General features: G+C 71.2%; 13 protein-coding genes and 1 tRNA gene. 7 read left to right on the top strand and 7 right to left on the bottom strand.

All coding sequences use genetic code 11. The annotated features are described in order from the left end of the window. Positions 1-89: 89 nt before the first annotated feature. On the bottom strand, positions 90-1,160 hold the full coding sequence (locus tag ABG090_RS09980; protein ID WP_347754331.1) for an acyltransferase: 1,071 nt from the start codon (positions 1,158-1,160) through the stop codon (positions 90-92). Positions 1,161-1,340: 180 nt separating this feature from the next. Between ABG090_RS09980 and ABG090_RS09975 the strand changes: the two genes are divergently transcribed. From ABG090_RS09975 to ABG090_RS09965, 3 genes are all read left to right on the top strand, one after another. Then, a complete protein-coding gene (locus ABG090_RS09975; protein WP_347754330.1) occupies positions 1,341-2,408 on the top strand; it encodes a GNAT family N-acetyltransferase in 1,068 nt (355 codons plus the stop codon). Positions 2,409-2,632: 224 nt separating this feature from the next. Further along, the gene (locus ABG090_RS09970; protein ID WP_347754329.1) at positions 2,633-6,358 is read left to right on the top strand and encodes an AAA family ATPase; all 3,726 of its coding nucleotides are present in this window, start codon (positions 2,633-2,635) and stop codon (positions 6,356-6,358) included. Then, on the top strand, positions 6,355-6,576 hold the full coding sequence (locus ABG090_RS09965) for a hypothetical protein (RefSeq protein WP_347754328.1): 222 nt from the start codon (positions 6,355-6,357) through the stop codon (positions 6,574-6,576). Before ABG090_RS09970 ends, ABG090_RS09965 begins: the two co-directional genes overlap by 4 nt. A gap of 17 nt (positions 6,577-6,593) precedes the next feature. Here ABG090_RS09965 and mscL read toward each other — a convergent pair whose 3' ends face one another. The 3 genes from mscL to ABG090_RS09950 are packed head-to-tail and all read right to left on the bottom strand — an operon-like array spanning position 6,594 to position 7,935. Then, positions 6,594-6,983, bottom strand: a complete 390-nt coding sequence (gene mscL, locus ABG090_RS09960) for a large conductance mechanosensitive channel protein MscL (protein WP_347754327.1) — start codon at positions 6,981-6,983, stop codon at positions 6,594-6,596. 54 nt (positions 6,984-7,037) lie between these two features. Further along, entirely contained in the window at positions 7,038-7,331 is a 294-nt protein-coding gene (locus tag ABG090_RS09955) for an FmdB family zinc ribbon protein (protein WP_347754326.1), read from the bottom strand. Between the two features lie 4 nt (positions 7,332-7,335). Then, positions 7,336-7,935: a 5-formyltetrahydrofolate cyclo-ligase gene (locus tag ABG090_RS09950; protein WP_347754325.1), complete on the bottom strand. Its 600-nt coding sequence runs from the start codon at positions 7,933-7,935 to the stop codon at positions 7,336-7,338. Positions 7,936-8,030: 95 nt separating this feature from the next. On the opposite strand from ABG090_RS09950, the gene ABG090_RS09945 reads away from it, so the two are divergent. From ABG090_RS09945 to ABG090_RS09935, 3 genes are all read left to right on the top strand, one after another. Further along, on the top strand, positions 8,031-8,690 hold the full coding sequence (locus ABG090_RS09945; protein ID WP_347754324.1) for a GNAT family protein: 660 nt from the start codon (positions 8,031-8,033) through the stop codon (positions 8,688-8,690). Between the two features lie 63 nt (positions 8,691-8,753). After that, the gene (locus ABG090_RS09940; protein ID WP_347754323.1) at positions 8,754-9,905 is read left to right on the top strand and encodes a hypothetical protein; all 1,152 of its coding nucleotides are present in this window, start codon (positions 8,754-8,756) and stop codon (positions 9,903-9,905) included. Between the two features lie 67 nt (positions 9,906-9,972). Then, positions 9,973-10,045: transfer RNA gene (locus ABG090_RS09935), tRNA-Ala, on the top strand. 60 nt (positions 10,046-10,105) lie between these two features. Here ABG090_RS09935 and ABG090_RS09930 read toward each other — a convergent pair. Then, positions 10,106-11,056 (bottom strand): class II glutamine amidotransferase, encoded by a 951-nt coding sequence (locus ABG090_RS09930; RefSeq protein WP_347754322.1) that lies wholly within the window; start codon positions 11,054-11,056, stop codon positions 10,106-10,108. A gap of 102 nt (positions 11,057-11,158) precedes the next feature. Here ABG090_RS09930 and ABG090_RS09925 point away from each other — a divergent pair, with 102 nt between their 5' ends. Next, positions 11,159-11,755, top strand: a complete 597-nt coding sequence (locus ABG090_RS09925) for a dihydrofolate reductase family protein (RefSeq protein WP_347754321.1) — start codon at positions 11,159-11,161, stop codon at positions 11,753-11,755. A gap of 21 nt (positions 11,756-11,776) precedes the next feature. Here the strand turns inward: ABG090_RS09925 and ABG090_RS09920 are convergent, their stop codons facing one another. Together ABG090_RS09920 and cydB are read right to left on the bottom strand one after the other, a co-directional pair. Further along, entirely contained in the window at positions 11,777-12,169 is a 393-nt protein-coding gene (locus ABG090_RS09920; RefSeq protein WP_347754320.1) for a hypothetical protein, read from the bottom strand. A 28-nt stretch (positions 12,170-12,197) separates the two neighbouring features. Beyond that, positions 12,198-13,256, bottom strand: a complete 1,059-nt coding sequence (gene cydB / locus ABG090_RS09915; RefSeq protein WP_347754319.1) for a cytochrome d ubiquinol oxidase subunit II — start codon at positions 13,254-13,256, stop codon at positions 12,198-12,200. Positions 13,257-13,276: the final 20 nt, after the last annotated feature.

Here is a 13,276-nt window from a genome sequence, read left to right as displayed (position 1 = left end):
ATCGGCGGTCAAGGGGCGCAATTTCGCGCGCGATGCCGGGCTTGCGCTGCGTGCGGGTCCGCGAGGCCCGCGCTGAGCGCGGGTGCTGCTCAGCCCTGAGCAGTCACCTCGAGCGGCGCGCCGGCGGAGGCGCGCCGCCTGGGCTTGAGCTTCAGCGCGTGCCGCTCGATGAGGAACCAGCTGGCAGCCGCGGCCGCCAGCGTCACGCCGATGCTCGCCGCCACGTAGAGGGGCACGCCCAACTCGTGCACGCCCGCCGATGCCAGCAGCTGCTGCACCGGGAATGCGTAGATGTAGGTGCCGTAGGAAAGATCGTTGCGCAGCCGCATCCGTGGATGCTGCACGAGTGCACCGATGCCGAACATGGCATAGGCGAGCGGCAATGCGCCCAGCAGGCGGTAGTCGGGCAGCCACATGGTGGCGATGGTTGCGGCGCTCGCGAGGGCCACGAGCGGCCAGGTGAGCGGTATGCGATGCGCGTAGATGTGCAGCAGCGCTCCGGCAAGGAACATGGTGCCGAACCGTGCGGCGGTCGCGACGTAGAAGTTCTCGATCGGGCCGTAGCCGGTGCCGATGACGGCCACGAGGCCAAGCACGAATGCGGCGGGCAGGATCCACGAGCGGCGCAGGAGCCCCAGCACGCCCAGCGCCAGCACGCCCACGTAGCAGAGGAATTCCCACCAGAGCGTCCACATCGAGCCGTTCCAGGTGGCCGTGAACGGCACCCCGAGCGGGGTGTCGCCGATGCGGTCCTGGAACATGCGAAGCGCCGCGTTCTTCAGCACGTAGGTGACGCTCTCGACGGAGATAGCGCTGCCGTAGCTGCCGCTGGTGGCGAGCATCGTCGCCACCGGCGCGATCAGGAACGCGGTCACGACCAAGCACACCCAGAAGGCGGGGAAGATCCGGAGCACCCTGGCCATCAGGTACGGGAACCACCGCGGGTTGCGCAGCCAGCTGCCGAGAATCAGAAAGCCGCTGATGGCGAAGAAGCCATCGACAGCGGTCTGCCCCATGAACTGCTGCAGCGGGTGCCACTCGATGCGGTTGCCCGAGAGCGGGAAGGAGTGCCAGACGATGACGAGCAGGGCGAGCGCAAGCCGCACAGCGTTGAGCGCGTTCGCGCGGGGCTCGTACCGCTCGGCGATTGTCGGCCCCATCAGCCTCATGCTCGCGAACCTACTCCTCGCTTGCGTCGCATCGGCCCTGCGCGGCTCAGGCTCTCGTCAGCGTCGCACACGACATGGGCGATCACGCTTCGCCCGCGACCGCGCCGGTAGCATCGAGGGTGGTGCCATCGGCGCCGCAGTGACCCCCGCATCCAGCCAGAGAGCGAGCGCATGAGCACCTCCGCCGCCAACGAGCCGAAGTCCGCCAAGGCGACCGACGGGGCAGCGTGGGATGCCCAGGTGCTGGCGGGCCAGTCCCGCGCCCACTACATGCAGTCGGATGCGTGGGCCAGGACCCGCGAGCAGAGCCCCTGGAGGGCGCTGCGCGACGTCGTCGCGGTGCCGACCGCCGACGGCGGTGAGCGCGAGCTGCCGATCCAGCTCTTCGAGCGCACCGCGCCGCTCGCCGGGCGCATGCTGTTCCTGCCGCGCGTCTCCGGCATCGACGCGGCGGCGATCGACGCGATCACCGCGCGCGCCAAGGCCTACCCGAAGCGCTGGTTCGGGTTGAAGATGGAGACGTTCCAGGCTGAGGACCCCGAGCTGATCGCCGCGTTCGAGCGCAACGGCTGGGTGCCCGCGGCATCCAGCCAGTATCAGCACGCGGTGGCCGTCGACCTGACGGGCTCGCTCGACGAGGTCGCGGCGCGCTTCAAGAAGCGCGCCCGCAACTCCTACCGCGCTGCCGAGAACAAGTTCGGCGTGACGGTCGAGAAGACCGAGATGACGCCCGACAACGAGGCGGAGATGCACCGGCTCATCGGCGAGACCAAGACGCGCTCGGGCGGCTACTTCCGCCACCCGGAGTACTTCCAGCGCATCTGGGATGTCTACAAGACGGTGGGCCAGGGCCACTTCTACGTCGCGTACTACGAGGGCGAGGTGCAGTCGATGGCGTTCGTGATGCGCTTCGGCGACACCGCCTGGTACAAGGATGCGGGCTCGATCCGCGAGAACGCGAAGATCTTCGCGCCCTACCTCATGCAGTGGAAGATCATGCAGGACCTGCACGGGCAGGGCGTCACGCTCTACGAGCTCGCGAACATCCCCGACCCGGTCGAGTGGGAGACGAGCGAGATCCGCGGCCTCTACACGTTCAAGACCGCGTGGGCGCAGGAGCCGGTGAAGTACATGCCGACGTACGAGCTGCCGCTGAGCAGTCGCTTCGCGCTCTGGCAGAAGGCGGGCCGCTGGCTGCGCGCGGTCTACACCCGCCGCACCGGCGACGCCTGGTACTGACCTCCGCCCCCGCCCCCGCCCCCGCCTCACCCCGCCCGCGCCCCCGCCCCGCCCACCCCACCCGAGCATCCGCGACTCCCGCCGGGGGTCGAGCGTCCCCGAACGGCGCGGTTGGCGACGGCAACGCGCCGTTTCGGGAAGCTCGACGGGGGAAGCGGGCGCGACTCTGCGGGTTCTCGCAGTGTCAGCGCGGGGTACGGCGCTGCGGTGACTATCCTCGCGGTGTGCGTGATGACGAGACCGAGATCCAGGGCGACCCAGCGGTGCCGACCTCGGGCGACGGCGCGCCGCGCGACGAGGCGATGACGGCCGAGCCGACGCCGGATGCGCGGGGTGCCGACGCGCCCCGGACGCACGAGACCGGCGCGGTGAAGCGCGAGGGCGAGTGGGAGGCGTGGGCGCACGCGCTGCGCTCCATCGGCGGCCGCAGTCCGCTCACCGACTTCATCGACACCACCGCCACCCGCATCGAGCTCTCCACCACCCACCCCGGCGGCCTGGCGCAGTTCATCACCGGTCGCCCGACCGCGCTCTCGAGTCTGATCCGCGACGACCTGGCACTGCGCGCCGCTCGCTCGGCCGCCGCCGCGATCGCGTCCAAGGGCGTCGAGCTCGCCGCCGCACGATCGATCGATGCCGTGCACCTCGGCATCGGCATGGCGCGCTTCCCGCACGGCGACCGCGAGGTCTACGGCCCGGTGCTGCTGCGCCCGCTCGTGGTGCGCCGCCGCGGGCGCGACTTCGAGCTGCAGCTGCTCGGGCGCCCGTTCGTGAACCCGCGGCTGGCGAGCATCCTGCGCGCGCACCACGGCGTGCGGGTCGACGAGCGCCAGCTCACCGAGCTCGGCTCCGGCAAGGGCACCTTCACGCCCAACGCGGTGCTCGACGCGCTCCGTCAGGCGGCGGCACACGTGCCCGGCTTCGCGGTCGAGGCGCGGCTGCTCGCCTCCACCTACGCCGACGTCGGCGAGCCGATGGCCGCCGACCTGCAGCAGCAGCAGCACGATGTGCTCGATGCCGTTCGCGGCGATGAGCAGGCCGCGTGGCGCGTGCGCGAGGGGCGCGCGGGCATCGACGAGACGCCGCAGGACAAGCGCGACCCCGAGATCGACCGCCTGGTGCTCGATGCGGATGTCGAGCAGGACGCCGTCATCGCCGAGGCCGCGGCCGGCAACTCGCTCGTCGTCGAGGCCCTGCCCGGCACCGGCCTGACGCAGACGATCGTCAACACCGTCGCGGCGCTCGTGAGCGACGACAAGCGCGTGCTGGTCGTCAGCCCCCGCCGTGCCACGCTGCGCGACATCGCCGATCGCCTGGCCGCGAGCAAGCTCGCGGGGCTCGCGGTGTCGGAGGCGACGCTGCGGCGCGACCTCATCGCGGCGATCCGGCGCATCGAGGGCTCCGAGCGCCCCGAGACGAACGAGATCGACGAGGCGATGCTGCGGCTGCGCAAGGTGCTGCTCGACTACCGCGCCGCGCTGCGTCGGGTCGATCCCGAGCTGCACGTGTCGGTGCTGGATGCGCTGAAGGAGCTCTCGCGGCTCGCCATGCTCCCGATTGCGCCCTCGACGCGGGCGCGCCTGAGCGCCGAGGCGACGCGGCAGCTCGCCACCGACCGTCCCCGCGTCGCCGCCACCGTGCGCAAGGCGGCCGATCTCGGCCAGTTCAAGTACGGGCCGAGCGACACGCCCTGGTTCGGTGCCTCGTTCGCCACCTCGGCCGACGCATCCGCCGCCTTCGAGGATGCGCAGGCGCTCGCCGGCGGCGACCTCCTCGCGCTGCAGAAGGAGGCGCGCACGGTCATCGGCGCCACGAAGCTGCGCCCCGCGGCGACGCTCACCGAGCTCGAGATCCAGGTGGCGCTGCTCACCGACGTGCGCGCGACGCTCGACGACATGACGCCGTCGGTCTACGACCGGCCGCTGGGCGAGCTGATCACGGCCACGGGCCCGCGACGGGAAGCGATCCAGTCGCTGGGCAGTATGCAGCGCCGTCGCCTGCGGAAGCTCGCCGAAGAGCACGTGCGCCCCGGCGCCCACGTGCCCGACCTGCACGACGTGCTGGTGGCAGCCCAGCAGCAGCGGCGGCTGTGGTCGAAGTTCGCCCCGGACGGCTCGATCCCGTCGGTGCCCGCGGGCCTCGCGGCGCTCGACGTCCGCCTGCGCGGGGTCGTGCATCGCCTCGACCGGCTGGATGCCGCGCTGCACCCGGAGACGAAGAGCGTCGACCTGCCGCTGGCAGAGCTGACGGATCGCATCGCCGAGCTCGCGGCTCCCAGCGACGCGCTGCAGAACATCCAGGAGCGCGCCCAGCTGCTCGCCTCGATCGAGCGCCTCGGCCTCGACGAGCTGCTCACCGACCTGGCCGACCGGCACGTCGGCGACGAGCAGGTCGAGCACGAGCTCGACCTGGCCTGGTGGCAGTCGGCGCTGCAGGCGATGCTCTCGAAGGAGCGGGCGCTGCTGCGCGGCAACACCGACGTGCTGCGCCGCCTCGAGCAGGATTTCGCGCTCGTCGACGAGGCGCACGTGGATGCGTCGAGCGCCCGGCTCGCGCACCAGATCGCGCAGCAGTGGCGCCTCGCGATCGACGACCACGCGAAGGAGGCGGAGGCGCTGCGGGCGCTCGTGCAGGCCGGTCCTGTCGACGCCGACGAGCTGCAGCGCGCCGCGCCACACCTGACGCGCGCGGTGGCGCCGGTGTGGCTCGCCTCGCCCTACGACCTGCATCGAGTGCCCAAGCGCATCCCGTTCGACACCGTCGTGATCGCCGACGCGGGCGCGATCACGATCGCCGAGGCGGCCGGGGCGATCAGCCGCGCCCGCCAGGTGATCGCGGTGGGCGACTCGGTGACGCAGACGCCCGCGCCGTTCGACGTCGGCATCTCCACGCTCGGCGTGCGGCCCAGCGCCGAGCTCTCGACGCCCGACGAGCTGCACGCCGAGTCGGCGCTGTCTCGCCTGGGCACGGTGCTGCCGACCCTGCACCTCACCCGCTCCTACCGCACCGGCGGCGCCGACCTGGTCGCGGCCGTCAACGACCGCTTCTACGAGGGCCGCATCGAGGCGCTGCCGTGGGCGGGCGCCTACCTCGGCCACGCCTCGCTCACCGCGCAGGTCGTGCACGGCGCCTACGGTCTGCCCGAGCAGGGAGCCGCCACGGTCGAGAGCCCGGACGCCGAGGTCGAGCGCATCGTGCAGCTGGTGACGCAGCACGCCAGGCAGCGCCCGCAGGATTCGCTCATGGTGGTGACGGCGAACGAGAAGCACGAGGTGCGGGTGCAGCAGGCCGTGATGGCCGCGCTCGCGGGCAGCAGCGCGCTCACCGACTTCGTGGTCGCCGACCGCGAGGAGCCCTTCGTGATCGTCGACGTGACGCACGCCAGCGCGCTCAGCCGCGACCGGGTGATCTTCTCGGTCGGCTACGGCCACACCCGGCACGGCAAGAATGTCGACTTCGGCTCGCTGGGTCAGCCGGGCGGCGAGCGACTCCTCGCTGTGGCCATGACCCGAGCGCGCAAGTCGCTGCAGATCGTCACCGCGTTCGACCCGGCGGAGCTCGACCCCGAGCGGCTCGAGCACGGCGCCGCGCAGCTGCGCGAGATCCTGCTGGATGCGATCGCCGGCGATCGCCCGCACTCGTACCACGGCGGCGATCCGCTCATGATCGACCTCGCGACGCGGCTGCGCCGCAGGGGCCTGCGCGCCGACGTCTCCTACGACGGCCAGCTGCCGCTGGTGGTCGCCAACGGCGGCATCTGCGCCGCGATCGAGGCCGACCACGACGATGGCGACCGCACGCTGCGGGAGGCGCTGCGCCTGCGCCCGGATGTGCTGCGGCGCTTCGGCTGGCACACCATGCGCGTGCACGCCTTCGAGCTGTTCACCGACCCCGAGGGCGTGGCCGACCGCATCGCGGAGCTCGTCGGGGCGGATGCGTCGACGTCGTGAGCGACGCGGGCTCGGCGCCCGAGCCGGCCGATGACGAGGCGGCAGCCGACGAGCAGCAGCCGACAGACGAGCAGCAGCCGCTCGTGATCCGTCGGCGCGGCCGTCGCGTCTCCACCGAGCCGCCGCCCGGCTACACGGGTGAGCCCGCGAGCGAGCGCCAGCAGTCGAGCGAGAACGACGCACGCCTCAGGGGCGACGTGCCCCCGCACTGGGGCTGACGCAGCTCGCCGAGTCGTCAGGCCGTGGGCGGGGTGCCCTGCTGCGCGCGCAGCAGGTCGCGAATGTCGTGCAGGATGTCGACATCCGTCTCGGCCGGCTCCTCGGGCAGGATGCCCTTGCGCAGGTCGTGGTATTCCTTCAGCTTCGTCATCGGCAGCACGAGCACGAAGTAGACGATCGCGGCGATGATGATGAAGTTGATGATCGCGGCGATCAGCAGGCCGATCTTGAAGATGCCGATCTCGGCACTTGCGAGCTCCTCGGCGTTGAACGCCTGCGCGAGCAGCGGGTTGATGATCGCCTCGGTGAACGCGCCGACGATGGCCGTGAACGCGGTGCCGATGACCACGGCGACGGCGAGCTCGACGACGTTGCCCTGCAGCAGGAACTTCTTGAAGCCCTCCATGGGGATCTCCTCGTGTGTGGGGTGCGGCGCGGTGCGCGGTGGCGCACGGTTCGGCTACGAGGCCGAGGACGCTCCGCCGCTCGGGGCGGGGGATGCGGCGGCGGGCTTGGCCTCGCCAGACGACTTGGGGGAGGCGCCCGTGCTCGACTTCGCGGAGCCGGCACTCGCTGCCGCGCGGGAGTCGGTGCGGTAGAAGCCGGAGCCGTTGAAGGTCACGCCGATCGAGCCGTACTGCTTGCGCAGCGCGCCGCCGCACGCCTCGCAGACCGTGAGCGCGGGCTCCGCGAAGCTCTGCCGGGCGTCGAAGGCATGACCGCACGCGGTGCAGGCGTAGGCATAGACGGGCATGGCTTCAGCTCCTGGTGGTGATGCGGGTGATCCCGGATGGGGTGACGACACCGTCGACGGGCTGGTCGTAGCTCGCGGAGGGCACGCTGTCGAAGAATTCGTCGTCGTGCACCACGGCATAGACCGGAGGACAGTCTGCCATGGCGGCGATGGTCCTGTCGAAGAATCCTCTGCCTCCGCCCAGGCGCGAGCCGTCGCGGCCGACCGCCGTTGCGGGGATCAGCATCAGATCCACGTCGTCGAGCGCGGTCGGCGGCAGCGCGTCGCTCTCGGGCTGCGGCATGCCCAGCGTCGCCTCGATCGTCTCGGTGCCGTCGTGCTCCGCCCAGTCGAGCAGGCCGTCCTCGCGGATGACCGGCAGCAGCACGCGGATGCCCTGCGCGCCCGCCCAGGCGAGGAAGCGTCGGGTGTCCGGCTCGTCCGGGGTCGACAGGTAGGCGGAGATCGTGCGCGCGCCGTGCGCGATCACGAGCTCCTGCAGGTGCGCCGCGATGGCGGACGCCTGCGCCTGGGCCCACGCGGCGCCGCGTTCGACGCGCAGCGTCCGCAGTTCGCGACGCAGCACGCGCTTGGCATCTTCGATGGCGGTTTCATCCTCAGTCACAGCCCGGAATCTAGCGGGTCGACGCGCGCACTGCACGATCCGGCGCGGGGCGGCGAGATGTCCCCGGCCGCCCCGGCCGCGACTAGTCTCGATCTGTGTTCGACACCGCGCCCCGGCTCATCTATGGCGACGTCACGCTGCGCGGCATCCGCCCGCGTGACGCGCGGGTGCTGGAGACAGAGCTGCTGCAGAACCGCCCGTGGCTCGAGCGCTGGGAGGCGACGCTGCCGGGCACGCGGCCGACCGGGCGCTTCGACACGCGAGCCTCGATCCGATCGCTGCTGGAGGCCGACCGGCAGGGCACCGCACTGTCGCTCGCGATCGAGGTCGACGGCGAGTTCGCGGGGCAGCTGAACGTCGCGAACATCACCGGCGGCGCGCTCGCTTCCTGCACGCTCGGGTATTGGATCGCCCGCCGCTTCGCCGGCAGGGGAGCGACGACCACGGCCGTCGCGCTGGCGACCGATCATCTGATGCGCGGCATGGGGCTGCACCGGGTGGAGATCTGCATCCGTCCGGAGAACGTGGCGAGCCTGCGCGTGGTCGAGAAGCTCGGCTTCCGCTATGAGGGCTGCCGCCGTCGCTACATCCACATCGACGGCGACTGGCGCGACCACCTGTGCTTCGCGCTCGTGCGCGAGGAGCTCGACGAGCCGGTGCTCGACCGGTTCCTGGCGGCCCGGGTGCCACCGTTCGACCGATCGGTCTACCCGATGCAGGTCGGCGGCGACCCGCGAGGCACAACTTCACCCTGAGGGTGAACGAACCGCCGCAGCACCTGCGGCGCTCGGGGTCGCGCCGCCACTACCGTGCAGACCATGCCAGAGCTTGCAGGTCTTGGGACATCACTCGTCCTCATCGTCGCCGTCGTGCTCTGGGTCGCCTATCTGGTGCCGGTCTGGACCCGCAAGCGCGAGTACCTGGCCACCGAGCGCAACGCGATCCGGCTGCAGCAGACGCTCCGCATCATGGCCGAGTCGGCGGAGGCGCCCGAGGAGGTGCAGCTCGAAGCCGACGCCCGCACGATCGCGGTGCAGCAGAAGGCCGTCGCCAAGGAGGCGCGCCTCAAGCAGGCGATGGAGCACGCCAAGGCCGTCGCCCGAGCCCGAGAGCTCGACGAGCAGATCAAGGCGGTCGAGCGCGAGGTGCGCGCGGCCGTGAAGTCGACGGTGTCGCGGTCGCAGCGCCTGCGCCGCACCCGCCTCGCGTGCTTTGCGCTGGTGCTGCTGGGCGCCGTGGCCATGGCTGCGGGCGCACTGGTGCCGGGGCTGCAGCTGCTGCTCGCGGTCGGCGCCGCGGTGGCGGTGCTGGGCGTGGCGGGGCTCGTCGCCGTGAACGCATCGGCAGCGAAGGTGCGGCGCGTCGCGGTCGCGACCGCGCCCCGCGTGAAGGATCTGGTCGAGGCGCGCGAGGTCGCGGCTGAGGCGGTCGCCAGCGAGACGCGCATGACGGCGGAGATCGTCGCCCGCAACGCGCTCCGCACCGAGGAGGTGCTGGGGTCGCGTCAGTGGACGCCGCAGTCGGTGCCGGAGCAGCGACTCCCGGCCACCTACACGGCGCCGCGCCACCCGAGCGACGAGCTGCTCGCGCGTGCTCGCCAGCAGCTGGCGGAGGATCGCCGCGCGATCTCCGGTCCCGTCGCGCGCGTCACCCAGCTGGAGCAGAGCTTCGACGCCATCATCGGCGGCGACGCGCCCGCGTCCGAGACCGAGCAGGAGCGCCGCCTGCACCCGACCGAGCCCGCGCTGCCGATCCGCCGGGTGCAGCAGGGCCGTGCCGTCGCTGTCGCCGAGTCGCTCGAGGTCACGCGTGCCGATGCGCCCATCGAGACGGCCCCCGACGAGCACCGCCTCGCGCCGCGCGTCGCGCAGCCCGCGGCGAGCGGATCGCGGTTCGCATCGATGGGCCTCGTCGACGACGCGCTCGCGGATGTCGACGTGCACGCGGCCTTCCTCCGTCGCGTCGGCTGAGCGACCAGGGCTGACCCGGCGATGGATTTCGTCGGTGGCGCGATCGTCGTATAGTCTTCTTCGGTCCGGGCCCGTGGCGCAGTTGGTAGCGCGTCTCGTTCGCAATGAGAAGGTCGGGGGTTCGATTCCCCCCGGGTCCACCCATGACACGAAGAAAGCCTCCGGCCATCGGCCGGAGGCTTTCTTCGTGCTCGCGCGCGCTACATCGAGAGCGTGTTGATGGTCTTGGTCACCGTGCCGCCGTCGTTGGCGAGGAACACGATCTGCCCGAAGTCGACGGTCGACCAGCCGTCGGTGTCGTCGGTCAGGGCCTCTGAGGCGAAGATGGCCCCGGTGGCCTCCTCTTCACTGCACGTCTCGAACTCGTAGGTGGCCTCGTTCTTCTCGAAGTTGCGACCCATCAGGAGGTACATGGGCTCCAGCAGCATCGAGAGGTCGAAGTCGTCGGTGCCCGGCCCGGACTCGCGCAGCTGCTTCCAGTCGCCGGACGGGTTCGTCTCGCCGTCGAGCCCGAGACCGGCGTTGACGCCAATGACGCGGTTCGCGGAGACCAGCGACATCTTGAGCTTGGTCAGACCGGGGAGTTTGAGATCGGCCATCGCTCCGGCGATCAGCTGGATCATCTCCTCGACCGCGCGCTGGACGTCCTCGTCGCTGTCGCCCTCGAGCAGTGAGAGTAGCAGCACGTAGAGGAACTCCGTGTCCGTCGTGCCCCGCATCTGCTGCAGATAGTCGTTCTTGCAGTGCTGCAGGAGCTCCCGCTGCAGCAGCTGCCAGTTCGGCAGGTAGCCGTTCTGGGCGATGATCCAGCGGGTTCCGGAGAAGGAGAAGGGGTGGCAGTTCTCGTCGGCCAGCACGACCTGCGCGTCGTAGGCGCCCGCCCGGACGTGGGCGAGCATCGTGCTCGCGCGGAGGCTTGGCACGATGCGCTCGACGTTGTCGTCGTAGAAGGCGGCGACGGGCCGGCGGTAGATGAACGGCTCCTCCGGCTTGAGGAAGTGCTCGCTCCACGCGCCGAACCCCCACCCGGCAAGCTGGAGCTCCGGGTGGCGCTCCGGGTCGAGCGCTTGGTTGATCAGGCTGTTCGTGGGCTCGAGCAGCAGTTGCTCCAGCGGAGTCTCCTGCCCGATGAAGGCGAGCACTCGGCACATAGGGGTCCTCCGCTGACGGTTGCTGGGTGATGGTCGCCGTCAGCCTATGGCCCGGTGAACTCGGCCGTGGACGGCGCGAACCGTCCGCGCCATGCTGAGCCCATGGGGGAGCGATACGAGGTCGGCGACCAAGGCAGCCCGAGACCGCTGCGGTACGCGATCAACGTCACGCTCGACGGCTGCTGCCATCACGAGGCGGGGCTGCTTCCCGACGAGGAGTCGATGCGCTTCTGGACGACCGAGATCGAGCGAGCGGATGCGCTGCTCTACGGCCGGGTCACCTACGAGATGATGGAGTCGGCCTGGCGCCGGCCGGTATCGGGTGCCTGGCCCGACTGGATGGAGCCGTGGGAGATCCCGTTCGCGGAGGCCATCGACCGGACGAGGAAGCACGTCGTGTCGAGCCGCCTCACCGGCGTCGATTGGAATGCCGATCTCGTGCGCGGCGACTTGGAGCAGGCGGTGCGACGGCTCAAAGGACAGCCTGGCGACGGTCTCGCGGTCGGCGGGGTCACGCTGCCGCTCGCGCTCGCCGATCTGGGCCTGATCGACGAGTACCTGTTCGTCGTGCAACCGGTGCTCGCCGGCCGCGGACCCACCCTGCTCGCCGGCTTGCGTGCACGCGTGCAACTCGAGCTCGAGGATCGCCACGAGTTCGCGTCTGGGGCGGTCGCTCTGCGGTACCGGCCGGCGCCGTGACACCGGCGAGCGTACGGTTCGTCAGAGGAGCAGCGGCAGCAGCGAGACGACGAAGCCCAGCAGCCCGAGGGCGGTCAGGATCCCGCCGAAGATCAGCAGCAGCCGCTGGGTCGCGCTGGGGCCGCCGAGGCGCATGCGCGAGGGGTGCCGGTCGCTCACCTGCGCATCCTGCTCATCGGCATCGTCGAGTCGCTGCCGCTCATGCCTCGAGAGCAGGCGCTCGTGGAAGCCGCCGCCCGCGTACCAGCGGGCACGAGCCCGATCGCCGAGCGGCACGACCGCGATCCTGGTCGGTGACCAGGAACCGCCGGATGCCCGCAGGAGCAGACCGGCGAGCAGCGTGGGGATGCCGGGCACCAGGCAGAGCCAGGACATGAGTTCGCCGATGCCCGCGGCTGCGTCGATCGGCTGCACGGCTCAACGGTAGCGGTGCGGCCGCGCCTCAGCCTCCCGGCTGCACCGCATCCTTGTCGCGCAGGATCGCGGGCAGCACGATGTGGGCCTCGGGGATCATGCCCGGCGTCACGCGCTGGCGGAAGATCCAGTAGCTCCAGGCCTGGTAGGCGAGGATGATCGGCAGGCCGACGACCACGACGATGGTCATGACGCCGAGCGTGTACGGGCCGCTGGCCGCATTCATGAGGGTGAGGTCGAACGCCGGATCGATCGTCGACGGCAGCACCCGCGGGAACATGCCGGCGAAGATCGCGGCGGTGCCGAACAGGCCGAAGCCCGCATAGCCGGTGAAGGCGAACCCTTCCTTGCGGCGGCGTGCCTGGCTGAGGCCGAACGCGCCGGCTGCCACCGCCAGCACGACGGCCGCCCAGGAGACAGCGTTGCCGCCGTGCTCGAGCTGCACCCAGATGGCCCACACGGCCGCCGGCAGCAGGCACAGCGGCGCCCAGCGCGCGGCGAAGACCGCGGAGCGCTCCCGCACGGGCCCGTCGGCCTTCAGCGCCAGGAAGGTGGCGGAGTGCGCGAGCGAGAAGCCCACGACCGCGAGCCCACCGAGGATCGCGGGCGCGGTCAGCCAGACGAACGGCCCGCCGACGCGGTCGCCGTTGGCATCGATCGGCAGGCCGAGCGAGGTGAGGCCGAGCATGGCGCCGACGCAGAAGGCGGCGACCAGGGAGCCGATGCCGATGCCCGCCGTCCACAGCGCCCGCCAGCGCTCCGTGTGCACCTTGCCGCGCCACTCGATCGAGACCGCGCGGATGATGAGGCCGAAGAGCGCGATCGTGAGCGGCAGGTACAGGGTCGAGAACAGCGACGCGTACCAGAGCGGGAAGGCGGCGAAGGTGCCGGCGCCCGCGGTGATCAGCCACACCTCGTTGCCGTCCCAGACGGGACCGATGGTGTTGAGCATCACGCGGCGCTCACGCTCATCACGGGTGCTGAAGAGCATCCGCATGCCGACGCCGAGATCGAACCCCTCCAGCAGCAGGTAGCCCATCCACAGCGCGGCGATGATGATGAACCAGGTGACGGCAAGCGGTTCCATGATGGCTCCTCGGGTGCTCT

This window comes from Agrococcus sp. ProA11 (genome assembly GCF_039880525.1).
Classification (GTDB): domain Bacteria; phylum Actinomycetota; class Actinomycetes; order Actinomycetales; family Microbacteriaceae; genus Agrococcus; species Agrococcus chionoecetis.
The sequence above is the reverse complement of the archived record's forward strand: the minus strand, read 5'-3'. Positions and strand labels throughout refer to the sequence as shown.